At 67.4% G+C, this 21,536-nt stretch carries 22 protein-coding genes and 2 tRNA genes; 23 read left to right on the forward strand and 1 reads right to left on the reverse strand.

The features are described 5' to 3' along the window. Positions 1-1,163: D-alanyl-D-alanine carboxypeptidase family protein (locus HW577_RS01855; RefSeq protein ID WP_198374352.1), on the forward strand; the 1,163-nt coding region annotated here is incomplete at its 5' end. A 15-nt stretch (positions 1,164-1,178) separates the two neighbouring features. Here HW577_RS01855 and HW577_RS01860 read toward each other — a convergent pair. Then, on the reverse strand, positions 1,179-1,391 hold the full coding sequence (locus HW577_RS01860; protein WP_198374353.1) for a hypothetical protein: 213 nt from the start codon (positions 1,389-1,391) through the stop codon (positions 1,179-1,181). A gap of 208 nt (positions 1,392-1,599) precedes the next feature. Here HW577_RS01860 and tmk point away from each other — a divergent pair, with 208 nt between their 5' ends. From tmk to nuoK, 22 genes are all read left to right on the forward strand, one after another. Continuing rightward, the gene (tmk, locus tag HW577_RS01865) at positions 1,600-2,226 is read left to right on the forward strand and encodes a dTMP kinase (RefSeq protein ID WP_198374354.1); all 627 of its coding nucleotides are present in this window, start codon (positions 1,600-1,602) and stop codon (positions 2,224-2,226) included. 88 nt (positions 2,227-2,314) lie between these two features. After that, positions 2,315-3,316 (forward strand): DNA polymerase III subunit delta', encoded by a 1,002-nt coding sequence (locus HW577_RS01870; RefSeq protein ID WP_198374355.1) that lies wholly within the window; start codon positions 2,315-2,317, stop codon positions 3,314-3,316. A gap of 32 nt (positions 3,317-3,348) precedes the next feature. Then, complete coding sequence (metG, locus tag HW577_RS01875; RefSeq protein ID WP_198374356.1) at positions 3,349-4,923, forward strand: methionine--tRNA ligase; 1,575 nt, start codon at positions 3,349-3,351, stop codon at positions 4,921-4,923. Then, complete coding sequence (locus HW577_RS01880) at positions 4,923-5,696, forward strand: TatD family hydrolase (RefSeq protein WP_198374357.1); 774 nt, start codon at positions 4,923-4,925, stop codon at positions 5,694-5,696. The genes metG and HW577_RS01880 overlap by 1 nt, the downstream gene beginning before the upstream one ends. 46 nt (positions 5,697-5,742) lie before the next feature. Beyond that, positions 5,743-6,495 carry an MBL fold metallo-hydrolase gene (locus HW577_RS01885; RefSeq protein WP_198374358.1) on the forward strand — a complete coding sequence of 251 codons (753 nt, stop codon included), beginning with the start codon at positions 5,743-5,745 and terminating at the stop codon, positions 6,493-6,495. Positions 6,496-6,595: 100 nt separating this feature from the next. After that, positions 6,596-7,243 carry an ATP-dependent Clp endopeptidase proteolytic subunit ClpP gene (gene clpP, locus HW577_RS01890; protein ID WP_198374359.1) on the forward strand — a complete coding sequence of 216 codons (648 nt, stop codon included), beginning with the start codon at positions 6,596-6,598 and terminating at the stop codon, positions 7,241-7,243. A 121-nt stretch (positions 7,244-7,364) separates the two neighbouring features. Then, positions 7,365-8,621 (forward strand): ATP-dependent Clp protease ATP-binding subunit ClpX, encoded by a 1,257-nt coding sequence (clpX, locus tag HW577_RS01895; protein ID WP_198374360.1) that lies wholly within the window; start codon positions 7,365-7,367, stop codon positions 8,619-8,621. 140 nt (positions 8,622-8,761) lie between these two features. Next, a complete protein-coding gene (gene lon, locus HW577_RS01900) occupies positions 8,762-11,167 on the forward strand; it encodes an endopeptidase La (RefSeq protein ID WP_198374361.1) in 2,406 nt (801 codons plus the stop codon). 192 nt (positions 11,168-11,359) lie between these two features. Further along, positions 11,360-11,680: an HU family DNA-binding protein gene (locus HW577_RS01905; protein WP_198374362.1), complete on the forward strand. Its 321-nt coding sequence runs from the start codon at positions 11,360-11,362 to the stop codon at positions 11,678-11,680. Between the two features lie 74 nt (positions 11,681-11,754). Then, a tRNA-Val gene (locus HW577_RS01910) sits at positions 11,755-11,826 on the forward strand. A gap of 132 nt (positions 11,827-11,958) precedes the next feature. Further along, positions 11,959-12,035, forward strand: a tRNA-Asp gene (locus tag HW577_RS01915). Between the two features lie 217 nt (positions 12,036-12,252). Then, entirely contained in the window at positions 12,253-12,621 is a 369-nt protein-coding gene (locus tag HW577_RS01920; protein WP_198374363.1) for an NADH-quinone oxidoreductase subunit A, read from the forward strand. Positions 12,622-12,628: 7 nt separating this feature from the next. Next, positions 12,629-13,183: a NuoB/complex I 20 kDa subunit family protein gene (locus HW577_RS01925; RefSeq protein ID WP_198374364.1), complete on the forward strand. Its 555-nt coding sequence runs from the start codon at positions 12,629-12,631 to the stop codon at positions 13,181-13,183. Next, complete coding sequence (locus tag HW577_RS01930; RefSeq protein ID WP_332837331.1) at positions 13,176-13,838, forward strand: NADH-quinone oxidoreductase subunit C; 663 nt, start codon at positions 13,176-13,178, stop codon at positions 13,836-13,838. The genes HW577_RS01925 and HW577_RS01930 overlap by 8 nt, the downstream gene beginning before the upstream one ends. After that, positions 13,835-15,064: an NADH-quinone oxidoreductase subunit D gene (locus HW577_RS01935; protein ID WP_198374366.1), complete on the forward strand. Its 1,230-nt coding sequence runs from the start codon at positions 13,835-13,837 to the stop codon at positions 15,062-15,064. The genes HW577_RS01930 and HW577_RS01935 overlap by 4 nt, the downstream gene beginning before the upstream one ends. Beyond that, positions 15,061-15,678 carry a complex I 24 kDa subunit family protein gene (locus HW577_RS01940; RefSeq protein ID WP_198374367.1) on the forward strand — a complete coding sequence of 206 codons (618 nt, stop codon included), beginning with the start codon at positions 15,061-15,063 and terminating at the stop codon, positions 15,676-15,678. The genes HW577_RS01935 and HW577_RS01940 overlap by 4 nt, the downstream gene beginning before the upstream one ends. Before the next feature lies 1 nt (position 15,679). Beyond that, positions 15,680-16,975, forward strand: coding sequence for an NADH-quinone oxidoreductase subunit NuoF (nuoF, locus tag HW577_RS01945; protein WP_198374368.1), 1,296 nt, complete (start codon positions 15,680-15,682; stop codon positions 16,973-16,975). A gap of 5 nt (positions 16,976-16,980) precedes the next feature. Then, positions 16,981-19,017 carry an NADH-quinone oxidoreductase subunit NuoG gene (gene nuoG / locus HW577_RS01950; RefSeq protein WP_198374369.1) on the forward strand — a complete coding sequence of 679 codons (2,037 nt, stop codon included), beginning with the start codon at positions 16,981-16,983 and terminating at the stop codon, positions 19,015-19,017. A gap of 4 nt (positions 19,018-19,021) precedes the next feature. After that, positions 19,022-20,032, forward strand: coding sequence for an NADH-quinone oxidoreductase subunit NuoH (nuoH, locus tag HW577_RS01955; RefSeq protein ID WP_198374370.1), 1,011 nt, complete (start codon positions 19,022-19,024; stop codon positions 20,030-20,032). A gap of 13 nt (positions 20,033-20,045) precedes the next feature. Further along, on the forward strand, positions 20,046-20,534 hold the full coding sequence (nuoI, locus tag HW577_RS01960) for an NADH-quinone oxidoreductase subunit NuoI (protein WP_198374371.1): 489 nt from the start codon (positions 20,046-20,048) through the stop codon (positions 20,532-20,534). Positions 20,535-20,541: 7 nt separating this feature from the next. Further along, positions 20,542-21,225: an NADH-quinone oxidoreductase subunit J gene (locus tag HW577_RS01965; protein ID WP_198374372.1), complete on the forward strand. Its 684-nt coding sequence runs from the start codon at positions 20,542-20,544 to the stop codon at positions 21,223-21,225. A 1-nt stretch (position 21,226) separates the two neighbouring features. Then, entirely contained in the window at positions 21,227-21,535 is a 309-nt protein-coding gene (gene nuoK, locus HW577_RS01970; protein ID WP_198374373.1) for an NADH-quinone oxidoreductase subunit NuoK, read from the forward strand. Position 21,536 lies beyond the last annotated feature (1 nt).

Raw genomic sequence — 21,536 nt, forward strand, 5'->3', positions numbered from 1 at the left:
CCGGCGGCTTGGCCGCGCCGGCGCTCGCGCAGCAGCGCCCGGCCCAAGGCCGTCGGCCGGCGCAAGGGCCTGCTGGCACGCCCGCCAGCACGCCGCTCGGCCCGCTCGACGTGCTCGCCCGCCAAGCGCTGGTGGTGGATTTCGCGACCGGCGCCGTGCTGCTGGAAAAGAACGCTGACGAGCGCATGCCGCCGTCCTCCATGTCCAAGCTCATGACGATGTATGTCGTCTTCGAGCACCTGAAGGCCGGCCGCCTGCAGATGGACCAGATGCTGCCGGTCAGCGAGCGCGCCTGGCGCATGGGCGGCTCGAAGATGTTCGTCGAGCTGAACGCCCAGGTGAAGGTCGAGGACCTGCTCCGTGGCGTCATCGTGCAGTCCGGCAACGACGCCTGCATCGTTCTGGCCGAGGCGATCAGCGGCAGCGAACAGCAATTCGCCGATGCGATGAACGAGGCCGGCCGCCGGATCGGCCTGACCAACAGCACCTTCCGCAATTCCACCGGCTGGCCGGATCCGGAACATCGCACCACTGCGCGCGACCTCGCGACGCTGGCGCGGAGGATCATCAACGACTTCCCAGAATACTACGCCTACTACAGCGAGCGGTCCTTCCGCTTCAACAACATCAGCCAGGACAACCGCAACCCGCTGCTGGCGCGCGTCGCCGGCGCCGATGGCCTCAAGACCGGCCACACCGAGGAAGCGGGCTACGGCCTGACCGGCAGCGTCCGCCGCGGCGACCGGCGCGTGATCATGGTGATCAACGGCCTGCCGACCATGCGCGCCCGCGCTGAGGAGAGCGAGCGGCTGATGGAATGGGCCTTCCGTGAATTCGAGGCGGTGGTGCTGTTCCGCGCCCAGGACACCATCGAGGAGGTACCGGTCTATCTCGGCGAACGCTCGAAGGTGCCGATGGTGGGCGGGCGGGACCTGGTGCTGACCTTGCCACGCCAGTGGCGCACACGGCTGCAGGTGCGCCTGCGCTATGACGCCCCGATCACCGCGCCCGTCGCGCGCGGCCAGCAGATCGGCGAAATGCTCGTGGGCGGGCAGGGCGTGCCCGAGTTGCGCGTCCCTCTGCTCGCCGGGGCGGATGTCGAGCGGCTGGGCCTCGTCTCCCGCATCCCGGCGGTGGTCAGCCGCTGGGTCTTCGGCAGCTGACCGCGGCGCGCGGCGTCAGCGCCGGACCATCGCGCCCGCCGCTTCCTTGAGGCGGCTGAGGATCTCTGCCAGCACACGCGCCGCTTCATCGTGACGATGTTCATAGGCGCTCAGCAGGATTCCCTCGACCGCCATCGAGGCGAGCGCCAGATGCGCAGCTTGCGACGCGCCATCGCGATCGTCGGACCCTTGATCAAGAGCATCGGCCGCGTGTTTCGCGCAGGACATGCACACCCTCCGACACGCCTCTCACTCAACCGGTTTTCTCAGTGTAACTGACATGGACGGTAACCGGATTGTTTCAAGGGGGAACTGCTCTCGAAGACGTGATGATTCGGCATGCTGATCCGCAGCGACCACGGATCGCCAGCCAGCCCTTCGTCCCGCCCAGGTGGCATGATTTGACGTCACGCTGCCGCACCGCCAAACCGGCCGCATGCGCGCCGCAGGCCGGTTCATCACGCTCGAAGGGGGCGAGGGGGCAGGGAAGTCCACCCAGGCCCGCCGCCTCGCTGCGCGCCTTGCTCAGGCGGGCAGGCCCGTGCTTGTCACGCGCGAACCGGGGGGCACGCCGGGGGCGGAACGCATCCGCGGTCTGCTGCTCGGCCACGGGCCCTGGGACCCGGTCGCGGAAGCGATGCTCCATTTCGCGGCACGGCGGGAACACCTCGTCCGCACCATACGGCCCTTCATCGCCGCCGGCGGCTGGGTCATCAGCGACCGCTTCGCCGATTCCACCCTCGCCTACCAGGGCGCGCAGGGACTGCGGCGCAAGGTCTGGACCACCCTCGCCGACCTCGCCCTCGAAGGCTTCGCGCCGGACCTGACGCTCGTGCTCGACCTGCCCGTGACCGACGGTATGGGTCGCGCGGCGGCGCGGAGCGGGGCGGATCGCTACGAGCGGATGGGCCGCGACTTCCACGAAAGGGTCCGCGCGGGATTCCTTGCCATCGCGGCGGGCGACCCCGAACGCTGCGCGGTGATCGACGCGCGGCACGACGCCGATGCAGTGGCGTCGGAGATCGGCCGGATCGTCCGCGAACGCCTTGGAGCGACCGCGTGATCCGGAGGGGGCTCCGCCCTCTCCGGGCCTCTCCCGCCGGGGGAAAGGAATTTCCCCCGGCCCCCCAATCTTTTCTGACTGTCGGCCGATGATCGAGCCGCGGGGTAACCCGGATCTGGTCGGGCATGAGGAGCAGGCGCGGGCGCTCGAGCAGGCGGCGTGGTCTGGGCGGCTGCATCATGCCTGGCTGATCGCGGGGCCGCCGGGGATCGGCAAGGCGACGCTCGCCTGGCGATTCGCGCGCTGGCTGCTCGCCGGGCTGCCGAAATCCGCCCCGCCGCTCTTCGTCGATCCTGCGAGCGCGGTGTTCCGGCGCGTCGCGGCCGACACCCATGCCGACTGCTTCACGCTCGAACCCGGCACGGGGGACCGCGGCACGAAGCGCGTGCTGCGCGTCGAGGATGCGCGCGACGCCGTCCGCTTCCTGACCCAGACCGCGGCCGAGGGGGGCTGGCGCGTTGTCGTGATGGACGAGGCCGAGCGCGCCGACCAGGCGGCCGTGCAGAACACGCTGCTCAAGACGCTGGAGGAACCGCCGCCGCGCACCGTGCTGCTGCTGGTCTGCTCCGCGCCGCAGCGCCTGCTGCCGACCATCCGCAGCCGCTGCCGGCGGCTCGACCTGAACCCGTTGCCGGCCGAGGCGATGGACACGTTGCTCGCGCGCCTGCTGCCGGAGACGGGCAAGACGGAGCGCGCGCGCCTCGCCGCCCTCGCGCAGGGCTCCCCTGGTCGCGCGCTGGCGCTCGCCGAGGCAGGCGGGATCGAACTCCAGGCGATGGTGGAAAAAAGCCTCGCCGCGCTGGCGAAGGGCGAGGTGCCGCGCGACCACGCGCTGGGCGACCGGCTGGCGATGGACCGCACGGGCGGAGCCTTCGGCATCTTCTTCGCGCTGCTGCGTGGGGCGATCGCGTCGGCCCTCGGCGATGCGGCGCGCGGTCGCGCGGCACCGGACTGGCTCGGCCGCCATCCGCTTGCGGTGTGGGCGTCGCTGTGGGATAGGCTCGGCACCCTCGCGGACGATACGGAGCGGTTGAATCTCGACCGCAAGCAGGCCGTGCTCACGGGCCTTTCCTGGCTCGCGCGCCCCTGAGCGGACGCACGGAAGCCGGACCGGACAAGCCCATGTCGAAGCAGCCCGTCTACCTCACGACGCCGATCTACTACGTCAACGACAGGCCCCATATCGGGCATGCCTACACGTCGCTGGCGACCGACGTGCTGGCGCGCTTCAAGCGCCTGGACGGGCACGAGGTCTTCTTCCTGACCGGCACTGACGAACACGGGCAGAAGGTGGAGAAGGCGGCGAAGGATGCGGGGGAGGACCCGCAGGCCTTTACCGACCGCGTCAGCCAGGCCTTCCGCGACCTGACGGCCACGATGGGATTTTCCAACGACGACTTCATCCGCACCACGGAACCCCGCCACAAGGCGGCCTGCGTCGCGCTGTGGCAGGCGCTGGCGGAGAAGGGCGAGATCTACCTCGGCGACTACGAGGGCTGGTACGCGGTGCGCGACGAGGCCTTCTACGGCCCGGACGAGCTGACCGAGCGGGACGGGGTGAAGGTCGCCCCCTCCGGCGCGCCGGTGGAGTGGGTGCGCGAACCCTCCTACTTCTTCCGCCTGTCGAAGTGGCTGCCCGAACTGCTGCGCCGCTACGACCTGCCGGAAGGCCATCCCGAGCGGATCGACATCCAGCCCGAGAGCCGGCGCAACGAGGTGCGCGCCTTCATTCAGCAGGGCCTTAAGGATTTCGCTGAGCGCCCGGAGAAGCTGGACCTCTCCGTGTCCCGCACCTCCTTCACCTGGGGGGTGAAGGTGCCGGGGGACGAGGCACATGTGATGTACGTGTGGCTCGATGCGCTGACCAACTACATCACCGCGGCGGGCTACCCGGACGCGTCGCATCCGCGCTGGCGCTTCTGGCCGGCGGATGTGCATTTTGTCGGCAAGGACATCGTCCGCTTCCACACCATCTACTGGCCGGCCTTCCTGATGGCCGCCGGCATCGCCCCGCCGAGGCGCGTCTTCGCCCATGGATGGTGGACCAACGAGGGCCAGAAGATCTCGAAATCCCTCGGCAACGTCATCGACCCGGTGGCGCTCGTCGAGGAATTCGGCCTCGACCCCGTGCGCTACTTCCTGCTGCGGGAAGTGCCCTTCGGGAATGATGGCGACTTTTCGCGCAAGGCGCTCGTGCACCGGCTGAACGGCGAGCTGGCGGATGCGCTGGGCAATCTCGCGAACCGGACGCTGAGCCTGATCCAGCGGAACTGCGAGGGCCGGCTGCCGGGCGAGGCGGCGCGGGATGCGTCGGACGCGGCCCTGTTTGCCTCGCTCGACACGTTGCTCGCCACGGTCCGCAACCAGCTGGACCACCAGCATTTCCACCTGGCGCTGGAGAGCGTCTTCGCGAGCGTGCGCGACGCCAATGGCTACATCACCCAGCAGGCGCCGTGGGCATTGAAGAAGACCGACCTCGCGCGCATGGCCGCCGTGCTGCGCCACCTGCACACGGCGCTGCGCGCCTATGCCACGGTACTGCAGCCCTTCATGCCCGCCACCATGGCCGCTTTGCTCGACCAGCTCGGCGTGCCCGCGGATGCGCGGGACTTCGGCGCCCTGGCCTCGCCGCTGCCCGAAGGCACGCCGCTGCCGCCGCCCGCCCCGCTGTTCCGCAAGATGGACCTGCCGGCCTGATGCTCGTCGATAGCCATTGCCACCTCGACTACTACGTCGAGGGCGAGATCGAGCAGGTCATGGACCGCGCCCGGCAAGCCGGGGTCGGCCGGATGGTCACGATCGGCGTGCGCATGTCCCAGGCGGCGCGGGTGAAGGAGATCGCCTCGCGCGTCCCCGACGTCTGGGGCACGGTCGGCATCCACCCGCATAATGCCGGGGAAGGGCCGCTGCCCACGCCGGAGGAGATCGCCGCCGAGGCCGACCATCCCCGCATCATCGGCATCGGGGAAAGCGGGCTCGACTATTTCTACGACAAGGCCCCGCGCGACGCGCAGGCGGAGAATTTTGCCAGGCACATCCGTGCGGCACGGCTGTCCGGCCTTCCGCTGGTAGTGCATGCACGGGACGCCGATGACGACATTCTCGCCATCCTGCGGCGGGAAAGGGAGGCGGGCGGCGCCTTCGACTTCCTGCTGCATTGCTTCAGCAGCGGGCGCGATCTCGCGGAAAAGGCGGTGGAGATGGGGGGCTATGTCTCCTTCTCCGGCATTCTGACCTTCCCGAAATCGCAGGAGATCCGGGACATCGCGCGCGACCTGCCGCCCGAACGGCTGCTGGTGGAGACGGACGCACCCTACCTCGCCCCCGTGCCCTTCCGGGGCAAGCGCTGCGAGCCCGGGATGGTCGCGCATACGGCCAAGGTCCTGGCGGAGGTGCGGGGGCTGGAGATGGCGGCGCTTGCCGACCTGACCACCGGTAACTTCATGCGTTTATTCAGGAAAGCCTCGTAGCGCCTTGCTTACGGTCACGATTCTTGGCTGTGGCGCCTCGGGTGGAGTGCCCCAGATCGGGGGGGGGGATGGGCGCGGCTGGTGGGGTGCCTGCGATCCGTCGAACCCGCTGAACCACCGGACGCGATCCTCCATCCTGGTCGAAGGCGGCGGAGGCGGGCGGCTTCTGGTCGATACCGGGCCCGATCTCCGGACCCAGCTGCTGGCCTGCGGCGTGCCGGGCGTGGATGCAATTTTGTATACACATGATCATGCCGACCATGTGATGGGATTGGACGAGGTTCGCATCCTTAACCGCCTCGCCGGTCGGCCGATGCAGGCCTTCGCGACCGCCCGCACGCTCGAAATCCTGCAGCGCCGCTTCGACTACGCCTTTCTCCCGGCAACCGGGCCGGTCTTCTTCCGCCCGGCGGTGGACCCGGTGCCGATCGTGGCGGGGGAGACGGTCGCGATCGCCGGCCACCGGGTGGAAACCTTCTCGCAGGACCATGCGGTGATGGAGACGGTGGGCTTCCGCATCGGCGCCTTCGCCTATTCGACCGACCTGGTGCATTTGCCCGAGGAGAGCCTGGCCCGCCTTCACGGCCTGGATACCTGGGTGGTGGGATGCTTCCAGCGCCGTCCCCACAAGGTCCATGCGAATGTCGATCAGGTGCTGGACTGGGTGGGGCGGATCAGGCCGCGCCGGACGGTCCTGACGCATATGAGCCCCGACCTCGACCACGGCTGGCTGCTGGCCAACCTGCCGCTGGGCGTCGAGCCGGGGCATGACGGGATGGTGCTGGCCGTGCCGGGCTGACACCGTCCGGGGCAGGCCTTTCGCGACCGCGAGGGATGCCCCACATTCGCAGGGACGACGGCGGGCTGATTCGGCCCCGCCGGAACGAAAGGATACGCCGATGATTCGCGATCGCGACCCGGTCGAGGTCTACAACAACACCCTGGTTCCGATGGTCATCGAGCAGACCGCGCGGGGCGAGCGGGCCTTCGACATCTATTCCCGCCTGCTGAAGGAACGGATCATCTTCCTGACGGGCCCGGTCTTCGACCAGGTGTCCTCGCTGATCTGCGCCCAGCTGCTGTTCCTGGAAAGCGAGAACCCCTCGAAGGACATCGCCTTCTACATCAATTCTCCCGGTGGCGTGGTTTCGGCCGGCCTCGCGATGTACGACACCATGCAGTACATCCGTTCCCCGGTCAGCACGGTCTGCATCGGCCAGGCCGCGTCGATGGGCTCGCTGCTGCTGTGCGCCGGCGAAAAGGGCAAGCGCTACGCCCTGCCCAACAGCCGGATCATGGTCCACCAGCCCTCGGGCGGGGCGCAGGGCCAGGCGACGGACATCGAGATCCAGGCGCGCGAGATCCTCAAGCTCCGCCAGCGCCTGAACGAGATCTACGTCCGTCACACCGGCCAGCCGATCGAGGCGATCGAGAAGAAGCTCGACCGCGACAGCTACATGTCCGCCGAGGAGGCCCGCGACTTCGGCTTGGTGGACCATGTGGTCGAGGAACGCCCGGTCCCGGCCTCCGAAACCGCCAAGGCGTGACCTTCGCGCCGCACCGGACGCCGGGGACGGGGCCCGGGGCTGCCTTTCGCTTTCCCTTAGGGGTCCTGAGGGCTACATATACGTTGCAGTCCCCCGCACCGGCGGGGGACACGGAGACCGCATGAGCAAGTCCGGAGATTCGAAGAACACCCTGTATTGCTCGTTCTGCGGCAAGTCGCAGCACGAGGTCCGGAAGCTCATCGCCGGGCCGACGGTGTTCATCTGCGACGAATGCGTCGAACTCTGCATGGACATCATTCGCGAGGAGCACAAGACGACCCTTGTGAAGTCCCGCGACGGGGTGCCGACGCCCAAGGAGATCTGCAAGGTCCTCGACGACTACGTGATCGGTCAGGACCACGCGAAGAAGGTTCTCTCGGTCGCGGTCCACAATCACTACAAGCGCCTGGCCCATGGCGGGAAGAACCCCGACATCGAGATCGCCAAGTCGAACATCATGCTCGTGGGCCCCACGGGCTCAGGCAAGACGCTGCTCGCCCAGACGCTCGCGCGCATCCTCGACGTCCCCTTCACCATGGCGGACGCGACGACGCTGACCGAGGCGGGCTATGTCGGCGAGGATGTCGAGAACATCATCCTCAAGCTGCTGCAGGCCGCGGACTACAACGTGGAACGCGCGCAGCGGGGCATCGTCTACATCGACGAAGTCGACAAGATCAGCCGCAAGTCGGACAACCCCTCCATCACCCGCGACGTGAGCGGGGAGGGCGTCCAGCAGGCGCTGCTCAAGATCATGGAAGGCACGGTCGCCTCCGTCCCGCCGCAGGGTGGGCGGAAGCACCCGCAGCAGGAATTCCTCCAGGTCGACACCTCGAACATCCTGTTCATCTGCGGTGGCGCCTTCGCGGGGCTCGAGAAGATCATCGGTGCCCGTGGCAAGGGCTCGGGGATGGGCTTCGGGGCCGAGGTCCGCGATCCCGATGAGCGCCGCACCGGCCAGATCCTGCGGGAGGTCGAGCCCGAGGACCTCCTGAAGTTCGGCCTGATCCCGGAATTCATCGGCCGCCTGCCTGTCGTCGCCACGCTCGACGACCTGGACGAGAAGGCGCTGATCGAGATCCTGACCAAGCCGAAGAACGCGCTGGTCAAGCAATATGCCCGGCTGTTCGAGATGGAGGGGGCGAAGCTCACCTTCACCGAGGACGCACTGAAGGCGGTCGCGACCCGCGCGATCCAGCGCAAGACCGGGGCGCGCGGCCTGCGCTCGATCATGGAGGCGATCCTGCTGTCGACCATGTTCGACCTGCCTGGTCTCGAATCGGTCGAGGAAGTGGTGGTGAACCGGGAAGTGGCCGAGGGCCGCGCCCAGCCGCTCTTCATCCACGCCGAACGGCCGGCCGAGCAGACTTCGGCCTGATCCGGCGGGGCGGGGCTGCGGCACCGCCCTGTCAAGTCCTTGAGAGGGCGTCCGGGGCCTCCCACATCCGGGGGTACCGTGGCGCCCCGCCCGTGCCGCCATCTGGGCGGGCCGGGCGTCGACTGTCCCAGTGAGGTCACATGACGGACACCATCCGCGGCGAACTCCTTCCGGTGCTGCCCCTTCGGGACATCGTGGTGTTCCCGCACATGATCGTCCCGCTTTTCGTCGGCCGTGAGAAATCGGTCCGCGCGCTCGAAGCGGTGATGAAGGACGACAAGCAGATCCTGCTCGTCGCCCAAAAGAACGCTGCGCAGGACGATCCGGGCGCGGACGATCTCTATCAGATCGGCACGGTCTCGACGGTGCTGCAGCTGCTGAAGCTGCCCGACGGGACAGTGAAGGTCCTGGTCGAGGGCGGGCGCCGCGCGCGCATCGCCGCCTTCAAGGAAACCGCCCAGTACTTCGAGGCCTTCGCCGAGCCGATCGAGGAGGAACTCGCCGAGCCGCGCGAGGCCGAGGCGCTGGCGCGCACCGTCGTCTCGCAGTTCGAGCAGTACATCAAGCTCAACAAGAAAATCGCGCCGGAGGTGCTCGTCTCGATCAACCAGATCGAGGAGCCGGCGAAGCTCGCCGACACCGTCGCCTCCCATCTCGGACTCAAGATCCCCGAGAAGCAGGAGCTGCTCGAGACGCCGTCCGTCACGCAGCGGCTCGAGAAGGTCTTCGCCCACATGGAGGGCGAGATCGGCGTGCTGCAGGTGGAAAAGCGCATCCGCAACCGCGTGAAGCGGCAGATGGAGAAGACGCAGCGCGAGTACTATCTGAACGAGCAGCTCAAGGCGATCCAGAAGGAGCTCGGCGAAGGCGAGGACGGCAAGGACGAGGCCGCCGAGCTCGAGGCCAAGATCAAGGCCACCAAGCTCTCGAAGGAAGCGCGCGAGAAGGCGCTCGCTGAGCTCAAGAAGCTGCGCACCATGTCGCCGATGAGCGCCGAGGCGACGGTCGTGCGCAACTACCTCGACTGGATCCTGTCGATCCCGTGGAAGAAGCGCTCCAAGGTCCGCAACGACATCGTGGCGGCGGAAGCCGTGCTCGAGTCCGACCACTACGGGCTTGAGAAGGTGAAGGAGCGGATCATCGAGTACCTGGCGGTGCAGAGCCGCAGCCCGAAGATCCGCGGGCCGATCCTGTGCCTCGTCGGCCCCCCCGGCGTCGGCAAGACCTCGCTCGGCAAGTCCATCGCCAAGGCGACGGGGCGGAACTTCGTGCGCATGTCGTTGGGCGGCGTGCGGGACGAAGCCGAGGTGCGCGGCCATCGCCGGACCTATATCGGCTCCATGCCTGGCAAGGTCATCCAGGGCATGAAGAAGGCGAAGACGTCGAACCCGCTTTTCCTGCTGGATGAGATCGACAAGCTCGGCGCCGACTGGCGCGGCGACCCGTCCTCGGCGCTGCTCGAGGTGCTGGACCCTGAGCAGAACTCGACCTTCGCCGACCATTACCTCGAGGTCGACTACGACCTGTCGGACGTGATGTTCGTGACGACGGCGAACTCGCTGCGCATGCCGCAGCCGCTGCTCGACCGCATGGAGATCATCCGCATCCCCGGCTACACCGAGGATGAGAAGATCGAGATCGCCAAGCGCCACCTGATGAAGAAGGTGAGCGAGGCGAACGGGCTGAAGGAGGGCGAGTGGTCGCTCTCCGACAGCGCGATCCGCGACCTGATCCGCTACTACACGCGCGAGGCGGGCGTGCGGAACCTCGAGCGCGAGATCGCCGGCCTCGCCCGCAAGGCGGTGAAGGAGATCGTCTCGAAGAAGGCGAAGAAGGTCGCCATCACGCACAAGAACCTCGACAAGTTCGCCGGCGTGCAGAAGTTCCGCTACGGCGAGGCCGAGGCGGAGGACATGGTCGGCGTCGTCACCGGCCTCGCCTGGACCGAGGTGGGCGGCGAGATCCTGACGATCGAGTCGGTGATGCTGCCCGGCAAGGGCAATGTGAAGCAGACCGGCAAGCTCGGCGACGTGATGCAGGAAAGCGTCTCGGCGGCGATGTCCTACGTGCGCAGCCGCTCGACCACCTTCGGCCTCAAGCCGACGATGTTCGAAAAGCGCGATATCCACGTGCACGTGCCGGAAGGCGCGACGCCGAAGGATGGCCCGTCCGCGGGCATCGCGATGGCGACCTCGATCGTCTCCGTACTGACGGGGATCCCCGTGCGGCGGGACATCGCCATGACGGGCGAGATCACGCTGCGTGGCCGCGTGCTGCCGATCGGCGGGTTGAAGGAAAAACTGCTGGCCGCGCTCCGCGCCGGCATCAAGACGGTCTTCATCCCGAAGGACAATGAGAAGGACCTCGCCGAGATCCCTGACAATGTGAAGAAGGGGCTCGAACTGATCGTCGTCTCCCATGTCGACGAGGTGATCGGGAAGGCGCTGGTGAAGAAGCCTGAGCCGATCACCTGGGAGGAACCGGAGGAGACCCCGGCCCCGCGCGGGCCGGAGCAGGGGGATGTCGGCTCGGCCCGTCCCCATTGACGATTCGCATCTTCGGGTGTGAGTGAAAAACCCCGGCGGAGCGCGGCTTCGCCGGGGTTTTCTGTGGAAAACCCAAGGTTCCGTTGCAGTTTTGCCGCAGGATGCGGCGCAAATGGCGGTTTTCCGCCGCGAATCGGATGCTCTCTCGTTGACGTTGCGAAATCGGCGCTCCTACTCTCCGGCCCGACCTGGTTGGCCGACTCGCCGACCCGTCATCCGCACCCAACGGAGGGATACCCAGTGAACAAGCAGGACCTGATTTCCGCGGTCGCCGAGGCCGCCGATCTCCCCAAGGCCAAGGCCGGCGACGTCGTCGACGCCGTGTTCGAGGCGATCCAGAAGTCGCTCAAGAAGAAGCAGGAAGTTCGCCTCGTCGGCTTCGGCACCTTCTCGACCTCCAAGCGCAAGGCCGGCAAGGGCCGCAATCCGCGCACGGGCGAGGAGATCAAGATCCCGGCCTCCACGACCGTCCGCTTCAAGGCCGGCAAGGGCCTGAAGGACGCCGTGAACTAAGCCTGTCCGTCCGGACGGGTTGCGTGGGGCCGGTCCGCAAGGGCCGGCCCTTCGTGCTATGTGGGGGAAGGTGCGGGCGCTTAGCTCAGTGGTAGAGCGGCGGTTTTACACACCGTTGGTCGGCGGTTCGAATCCGTCAGCGCCCATACTTCCCCGGGGGCAGGACTCGGGAGAACCATCGCCCGTAGGGCGCGGTGCGGCGATCGGGGAAACCTCTCCACACCACCGCTTGACTAACCCCCCGCCTGGCCCTATCCCCCCGCACCTGTCGCGGGTACGCGGGTGTAGCTCAGTTGGTTAGAGCGCCGGCCTGTCACGCCGGAGGTCGCGGGTTCGAGCCCCGTCACTCGCGCCACGCGGCGGAAAAACGGAAAGCGGCGTCCCTCGGGGCGCCGCTTTCGTTTCCGCCGCGCGGCTTCAGCGCATCGTAACGCATATCCTTGAAAACATGACGTCGCGGCCTATGGCGAAGCGCGAGAAGGGCGGCTAATGTCCGGCCGCGCTGCGCTGCGTCATGACGCTTCGCGCGGCGACCACATGCCCGGAAAAAGGGCAGGGGAGCGAAGGTTGAGATGACGCAGCCACTGCTGGCCGAGTACTTCCCTGTGCTCGTCTTCCTGGGAATCGCGGCGGGGATCGCGATCGCGATGGTGGGCGGCGCATTCATCGCTGCACGGCAGAAGCCGAACGCCGAGAAGCTTTCCACCTATGAATGCGGCTTCGCGCCCTTCGACGACACGCGCCGGCGATTCGACGTGCGCTTCTACCTCGTCGCCATCCTCTTCATCATTTTCGACCTCGAAGTGGCGTTCCTGTTCCCCTGGGCGATCGCGCTCGGGGACATCGGCTGGCTCGGCTTCGGCTCGATGATGGGTTTCCTCTTCGTCCTCACGGTCGGCTTCGTCTACGAGTGGCGCAAGGGCGCCCTGGATTGGGAGTGAGCCCGGCATGAGCGGCTCGAGCGACATCGCCTGGAACAGCCAGGCCCTTCCGCCCGGCCCGGCGCAGGACGCCGTGATCGGCGCCGTGACCGACGAGATGGCCGAAAAGGGCTTCGTCGTCGCGAACATCGACAAGGTGGTGAACTGGGCGCGCACCGGCTCGCTCTGGCCGATGACCTTCGGGCTCGCCTGCTGTGCGGTGCCGATGATCCACGCCTACATGGCGCGCTACGACCTTGACCGCTTCGGCGTCATCCCGCGCGGTTCGCCGCGGCAATCGGATGTGATGATCGTGGCCGGCACGCTGACCAACAAGATGGCCCCCGCGCTGCGCAAGGTCTACGACCAGATGAGCGAGCCGCGCTGGGTCATATCCATGGGCTCCTGCGCCAATGGCGGCGGCTACTACCACTACTCCTACAGCGTGGTGCGCGGCTGCGACCGCGTCGTGCCGGTCGATGTCTATGTGCCCGGGTGCCCGCCGACGGCCGAGGCGCTCGTCTACGGCATCCTCCAGCTGCAGAAGAAGATCCGGCGGACGGGGACCATCCTGCGTGGCTGAGAACGAAACCGCGGTCGAACCCGCCGCGCCCGAGAATCCCCTCCGCACCCTTGGCCTCGCCATCGCCACCGCGGCCGGCGGCGCGGTGAACGATGTCGAACTCGCCCGTGGCGGGAAGGAACTGGTGCTGCGCGCCCGTCGCGACGCGCTGCCGGCGCTGATGCTCCTGCTGCGCGAAGATCCGCGATTCGCCTGCGAGCAGTGCGTGGACATCTGCGGCGTGGACTGGCCGGAACGGCCGGAGCGGTTCGAGATCGTCTACAACCTGCTCAGCCTCGCCCATAACCATCGCGTCCGCGTGATCGTCACGACGGATGAGGCGACGCCGGTGCCCTCCGTCGCCGGCATCTGGGCCTGCGCCACCTGGTATGAGCGCGAGACCTGGGACATGTACGGCGTGGTCTTCGACGGACAGTCGGATCTGCGCCGGCTGCTGACCGACTACGGCTTCGAAGGCCATCCGCTCCGCAAGGATTTCCCGCTGACCGGCTTCGTCGAGCTCCGCTACGACGAGGAGCTGAAGCGCGTCGCCTATTCCCCCGTGCAGCTGACCCAGGAATTCCGCAACTTCGACTACATGAGCCCCTGGGAGGCGATGACGACGCTGCCCGGGGACGAGAAGGTCCACCTCAACCGCCTGGAGGGTCCGGCATGAGCGGCCAGGCCATCCTTCCCGCCGGCGCCGCCGCGCCCGAGACCGTGCGGCCGCGTGACGAGGCGGAAAGCCACACCATCAATTTCGGCCCGCAGCATCCCGCCGCGCACGGCGTGCTGCGCCTGATCCTCGAGATGAAGGGGGAGGTGGTCGAGCGCGCCGACCCGCATATCGGCCTGCTGCACCGTGGCACCGAGAAGCTGATCGAACACAAGACCTACATCCAGGCGCTGCCCTATTTCGATCGTCTCGACTACGTCAGCCCGATGTGCATGGAGCATTCCTTCGCGCTGGCGACGGAACGGCTGCTGGGCATCGAGGTGCCGGAACGCGGGCAGTACATCCGCGTGCTCTTCGCCGAGCTGACGCGCGTGCTGAACCACCTACTGAACGTGACGACCTATGCGCTCGACTGCGGCGCGATCACGCCGGCGCTCTGGGGCTTCGAGCAGCGGGAGACGCTGCTGGAATTCTACGAGGCGGTGAGCGGCAGCCACTACCACGCCAACTACTTCCGCCCGGGCGGCGTCGCGAAGGACCTGCCCGCGGACATGGAGGCGAAGATCGCCGCCTGGGCGAAGCAGTTTCCGGCCTTCCTGAAGGACCTGGAAGGCCTGCTGACCGAGAACCGCATCTTCAAGCAGCGCACCGTCGACATCGGCATCATGAGCGCCGAGCAGGCGATGGAATGGGGCTTTTCCGGCCCCTGCCTGCGCGCCTCCGGGTGCGCCTGGGATTTGCGCAAGAGCCAGCCCTACGACGTGTACGACCGGATGGAGTTCGACGTGCCGGTCGGCACGCGCGGGGATTGCTACGACCGCTACCTGATCCGCATGCTGGAGATGCGGGAGAGCCTGCGCATCATCGACCAGTGCCTGAAGCAGATGAAGCCGGGCCCGGTGAAGGTGCAGGACAACAAGATCACGCCGCCCAGGCGCGGCGAGATGAAGCGCTCGATGGAAGCGCTGATCCATCATTTCAAGCTGTACACCGAGGGCTACCACGTGCCCGCCGGCGCGACCTACACGGCGACCGAGGCGCCGAAGGGCGAGTTCGGCGTCTACCTGGTCGCCGACGGATCCAACAGGCCGTACCGCTGCAAGATCCGCGCGCCCGGCTACGCGCATCTGCAGGCAATGGAAGTGCTGTCCAAGGGCCACATGCTGGCCGATGCGGTCGCGATCATCGGGTCGCTCGACATCGTCTTCGGGGAGATCGACCGGTGAGCGCCGAGCACGCCGAACCCGCTTCCTTCGCCTTCGACGCCGAGAGCGAGGCGAAGATCGCAACCATCCTCAAGCGCTACCCGGAAGGCAAGCAGGCAAGCGCCGTAATCCCGCTGCTCTATGTCGTGCAGAAGCAGATGGGCCGGCAGACGGGCAGCGCCTGGGTGCCGCGTGTCGCGATGGACGTGGTGGCGGATCGCCTCGGCATGGCGCCGATCCGCGTCTATGAGGTTGCGACCTTCTACTTCATGTTCAACACCAAGCCGATCGGCCGCTTCCACCTGCAGGTCTGCGGCACGACGCCCTGCTGGCTGCGCGGATCGGATGAGGTGCTGCGCGCCTGCAAGGACGCCGGCCACCTCAAGGGCTATGGCGATACCAGCGCGGATGGCCTGTTCACGCTGACCGAGATGGAATGCATGGGCGCCTGCGTGAACGCGCCAATGATCGCGGTCGATGACGACTACTACGAGGACCTCGACTACGAGAGCACGGTGAAGCTGATCGAGGCGCTCAAGCGCGGTGAGCGGCCGACGCCCGGCAGCGTGACCGGTCGGCGTTCCAGCGAGGCGGCCGGGGGTGCGACGGCGCTCACCGGCTCGGAGACCGAGTGACATGGCCCTTTCCGACAAGGACCGCATCTTCCGCAACCTCTACGGCTTCGAGCCCTGGAACCTGCAGGCGGCCCGCATGCGCGGCTGCTGGGACGGGACGGCGTCGATCCTCGCCAAGGGACGCGACGCGATCATCGAGGAGGTGAAGGCCTCCGGCCTGCGCGGCCGTGGCGGCGCCGGCTTCCCGACCGGCATGAAGTGGTCATTCATGCCGAAGCAGTCCGATGGCCGGCCGTCATACCTTGTGGTGAACGCCGACGAATCCGAGCCCGGCACGTGCAAGGACCGCGACATCATCCGCCACGACCCGCACACGCTGGTCGAAGGCTGCCTGATCGCGGGCTTCGCGATGGGCGCGCATGCCGGCTACATCTACATCCGCGGCGAGTACTACAACGAGAGCGTCGTGCTCGAGGCCGCGATCGCAGAGGCCTATGAGGCCGGGCTGCTCGGCAGGAACGCCGCCGGGTCGGGCTGGGACTTCGACCTCTATGTCCATCGCGGCGCGGGCGCCTACATCTGCGGCGAGGAAACCGCGCTGATCGAGAGCCTCGAGGGCAAGAAGGGCATGCCGCGGCTGAAGCCGCCATTCCCCGCCGCCGTCGGCCTCTATGGCTGCCCGACCACGGTGAACAACGTCGAGACCATCGCTGTGGTGCCGGAAATCCTGCGTCGCGGCGGCGCCTGGTTCGCCTCCTTTGGCCGGCCGAAGAATTCGGGCACGAAGATCTTCTGCATCCAGGGGCATGTGAACAACCCCTGCAACGTGGAGGCGGAGATGAGCATCCCGATGCGGGAACTCATCGAGCGCTATGCGGGCGGCGTGCGCGGCGGGTGGGACAACCTGCTCTGCGTCATCCCGGGCGGGTCGTCCACGCCGCTGCTGCCGAAGCACATCTGCGACGACGTGCTGATGGATTTCGACGCGCTGCGCGAGCACCGATCGGGTCTGGGCACCGCGGGCGTGATCGTGATGGACAAGTCGACCGACGTGATCAAGGCAATCGCGCGCCTGTCCGCCTTCTACAAGCATGAGAGCTGCGGCCAGTGCACGCCCTGCCGCGAGGGCATGGGCTGGGTGAAGCGCATGATGGACCGCATGGTGACGGGGGAGGCGGAGATCGAGGAGATCGACGTGCTCGAGAACGTCACGCGGCGCATCGAGGGGCACACGATTTGCGCGCTCGCCGATGGTGGCGTCTGGCCGGTGCAGGGTCTGATCCGACACTTCCGGCCGCTGATGGAGGAACGGATCACTGCGTACAAGGCGCGCAACACGCGCCTGGCGGCGGAGTAGGCGCCATGGCGAAGGTCACCGTCGACGGCATCGAGGTCGAGGTTCCGAACGGCGCCTCCGTGCTGCAGGCCTGCGAGGCCGCGGGCAAGGAGATCCCGCGCTTCTGCTACCATGAGCGCCTGTCGGTCGCCGGCAATTGCCGCATGTGCCTGGTCGAGGTCGAGAAGGCGCCGAAGCCCGTCGCCTCCTGCGCCTTCCCTGTTGCGGACGGGATGAAGGTCTTCACCGACACCCCGGTGGTGCGCAACGCGCGCCGCGGCGTGATGGAATTCCTGCTGATCAACCATCCGCTCGACTGCCCGATCTGCGACCAGGGCGGCGAATGCGACCTGCAGGACCAGGCCTATGCCTACGGCCATGATTCGTCGCGCTATGGCGAGGCGAAGCGGGCCGTGAAGGACAAGGACATCGGCCCGCTGGTGAAGACCGTGATGACGCGCTGCATCCAGTGCACGCGCTGCGTCCGCTTCGCCGCCGAGGTCGCGGGCACGCCCGAACTCGGCGGCACGAACCGCGGCGAGAACATGGAGATCGGCACCTATGTCGAGAAGGCGCTGACCTCCGAGCTCAGCGGCAACCTGATCGACATCTGCCCGGTCGGGGCGCTGACAAGCCGCCCCTACGCCTTCGTCTCCCGTCCCTGGGAACTCAAGAAGACCGACAGCATCGACGTGCTGGACGCGGTCGGCGCGAACATTCGCGTCGACAGCCGCGGCCCCGAGGTGCTGCGCATCATCCCGCGCGTGAACGAGGCGGTGAACGAGGAATGGATGGCCGATCGCGGCCGCTTCTCCTTCGACGGCCTCAAGCGGCGCCGGCTCGACCGTCCGTGGGTTCGCAAGGACGGCAAGATGGTCGCGGCCACCTGGCCGGAGGCCTTCGCGGCCATCGCCCATCGCCTGGCCGGCCTGCCCGCCGAGCGCATCGGCGCGGTCGCGGGCGCGCTGGCTGATGCCGAGAGCGTGCTCGCGCTGAAGGACCTGATGGCGGCCTATGGCTCGACCAATCTCGACTGCCGCGACGATGGCGCGACGATCGATGCCTCCCGCCCCGACTACTGGCGCTTCAACAGCACGATCGCCGGCATCGAGGACGCCGACGCGCTGATCATCATCGGCAGCGACGTGCGGCGCGAGGCGCCGGTGCTGAACGCACGCATCCGCAAGCGCTGGACGGCCGGCAAGTTCCCCGTGGCCTATGTCGGGCCGCGCGGGCTCGACCTGACCTATCCGGCAACGCATCTCGGCGATGGGCCTGCGGCGATGGGTGCCTTCGCGGAAACGCTGAAGGCCGCGCAGAAGCCGATGATCATCCTCGGCCGCGGCGCGTTGCAGCGGCCCGATGGCGCGGTGGTGCTGGCCGCGGCGTGGAAGCTGGCGGCTGATGTCGGCGCGCTGACGCCCGACTGGCACGGCTTCAACCTGCTGCATCTCTTCGGAGGCCAGGTCGGCGCGCTGGAACTCGGCTTCCTGCCTGGGCAGGGGGGCAAGGACCTCGCGGCGATGCTCGACGGCGGTGTCGATGCGCTGTGGCTGCTGAATGCGGACGGCTTCGGTCCCGCGCGCATCCCCACCGGCACCTTCGTCGTCTACCAGGGCCACCATGGCGATGCGATGGCGGCGCGGGCAGACGTGATCCTGCCGGGTGCCGCCTACACCGAGAAGGACGCGACCTGGGTGAACACGGAAGGGCGCGCGCAGCGCGGGCGTCTCGCCATCCACCCGCCCGGGGAAGCGAAGGAGGATTGGCGCATCATCCGCGCCTTCAGCGAAGGCGTCGGCAAGACGCTGCCCTACAACGACACGGCGGCGATCCGCGCTCGGCTGGCCGAGGCGAGCCCGGTCTTCGCCCGCATCGGGGAAGTGGCGCGCGACGGCTGCGCGGATGTGGCGGGTCCCGCCGCGACAGGCGCGCCGACCGATGCGCCCTTCGTGCTGCCGATCCCCGTCTACCACCAGGCGGATGTCATCAGCCGCGCCTCCGACACCATGGCGAAATGCGCCGAGGTCTACGGGCCGCCGCCGGCGCTGGCGGCGGAGTAGGGCGATGGACTTCTTCTTCCAGAACCCGATCGGGATCGTGATCCTGACCGTCGTGAAGGCTCTGGCGCTGCTGGTACCGCTGCTCGTGGGCGTCGCCTACCTCACCTACGCGGAGCGCAAGGTCCTGGCGGCCATGCAGCTGCGCAAGGGGCCGAACGTGGTCGGACCGCTCGGCCTGTTCCAGCCCTTCGCCGACGCCATCAAGATGCTGATGAAGGAGACGATCGTGCCGACGGGCGCGAGCCGTGTCCTTTTCCTGCTCGCTCCGATGCTGACCTTCATGCTGGCGATGCTCGCCTGGGCGGTCATCCCGGTGAATGACGGCTGGGCGATTGCGGACATCAATGTCGGCATCCTCTACCTCTTCGCGATCTCCTCGCTTGGCGTCTATGGCGTGATCATCGCGGGCTGGGCGTCGAACTCGAAATACGCCTTCCTGGGCGCGCTTCGCTCGGCGGCGCAGATGGTGTCTTACGAAGTCTCGATGGGCTTCGTGATCGTGACCGTGCTGCTCTGCGTCGGCTCGCTGAATCTGACCGAGATCGTCCGCGCGCAGCAGACCGTCTGGTTCGTGATCCCGCTGTTTCCGATGGCGGTGATCTTCTTCATCTCGACGCTCGCCGAGACCAACCGCGCGCCCTTCGACCTGCCCGAAGGCGAGTCCGAGCTCGTGGCCGGGTTCTTCGTGGAATACAGCTCGATGTCCTTCGCGCTGTTCTTCCTCGGCGAATACGCGAACATGATCCTGATGTCGGCGCTGACGACGATCCTGTTCCTCGGCGGCTGGCTGCCGCCGATCGACATCGCGCCGTTCAACTGGGTGCCCGGGCCGGTCTGGTTCGTGCTGAAGATCTGCTTCTGCCTGTTCGTTTTCCTGTGGGTCCGCGCGACCTTCCCGCGCTACCGCTACGACCAGCTCATGCGGCTCGGCTGGAAGGTGTTCCTGCCCTTCTCGCTCGTGTGGCTCGTGTTGACCGCGACGGTGCTGAAGCTGACCGGCTGGCTGCCGGCATGATGGGGTCCTGACCATGGCCGCTCTCGACCGCGTCGCGCGCAGCCTGCTGCTCTCCGAGCTCGTCTCGGGGATGGCGCTGACGCTGAAGTACTTCTTCAAGAAGAAGGTGACGCTGAACTACCCCTTCGAACGCGGGCCGCTCGGGCCGCGCTTCAAGGGAGAGCACGCGCTGCGCCGCTACCCGAACGGGGAAGAACGCTGCATCGCGTGCAAGCTGTGCGAGGCCGTCTGCCCCGCCCAGGCCATCACCATCGAGGCCGAGCCGCGCGAGGACGGCTCCCGCCGCACGACGCGCTACGACATCGACATGACGAAGTGCATCTATTGCGGCCTCTGCGAGGAGGCCTGCCCGGTCGATGCGATCGTCGAGGGTCCGAACATGGAATTCGCCGCCGAGACGCGCGAGGAGCTGATCTACAACAAGGAGAAGCTGCTCGATAACGGCGACCGCTGGGAGCCGATGCTTGCCGAGCGGCTGCGCCTCGACGCGCCTTACCGGTGATGCGGCCATGATCGCGACCTTCGCTTTCTACGTCTTCGCGGCCATCCTGATCGCCTCCGCGGTCATGGTGGTCACCAGCCGCAACCCCGTCCATTCGGTACTCTTCCTGATCCTCGCCTTCTTCAACGCGGCGGCGCTGTTCCTGATCGCGGGGGCCGAGTTCCTCGCGATGATCCTTGTCATCGTATATGTCGGCGCGGTCGCGGTGCTGTTCCTGTTTGTCGTGATGATGCTGGACATCGATTTCGCGCAGCTGCGCGAAGGCTTCCAGCGCTACGCGCCGATCGGTGCCATCATCGGCGGCATCCTGCTGCTCGAGTTGTTCATGGTGCTCGCCACCTGGCGCTTCGCGCCGGAAGCGGCGGCGCTGCGCATGAACCCCAACCCGCCAGGCGTGACGAACGCCGAGGCGCTGGGGCGCATCCTCTACACGGACAATATCTTCCTGTTCCAGGGCGCGGGGCTGATCCTGCTGGTCGCCATGATCGGCGCGATCGTGCTGACGCTGCGCGACCGGCCCGGCACCCGCCGACAGGACATCGCGGCGCAGGTCTCGCGCGCGGGGTCCGTCAGCGTGCGCTCCGTTCCCCAGGGGGCGGGGCTGAAGGAAATCGGCATCCTCCGCCCACCCTCGCCGGAGGAAGAGAAGCCGAAGCAGGTCGAGCACCATCACGGGGGGGGGCATCACTGAGATGGCCGTCTCGCTCGCGCATTTCCTGACCGTCTCGGCGATCCTGCTCGTGCTCGGCGTGTTCGGCATCTTTCTCAACCGGAAGAACGTCATCGTCATCCTGATGTCGGTCGAACTCATCCTGCTCGCGGTGAACCTGAACCTGGTCGCCTTCTCTGCCGCGCTTGGGGACCTGACGGGCCAGGTCTTCACCATGTTCATCCTGACGGTGGCCGCGGCCGAAGCCGCGATCGGCCTTGCCATCGTCGTCATCTATTTCCGCAACCGCGGAACGATCGAGGTCGAGGACATCTCGACCCTGAAGGGCTGAG

The organism is Neoroseomonas rubea (assembly GCF_016106015.1).
In the GTDB taxonomy this organism is placed as follows: Bacteria; Pseudomonadota; Alphaproteobacteria; order Acetobacterales; family Acetobacteraceae; genus Neoroseomonas; species Neoroseomonas rubea.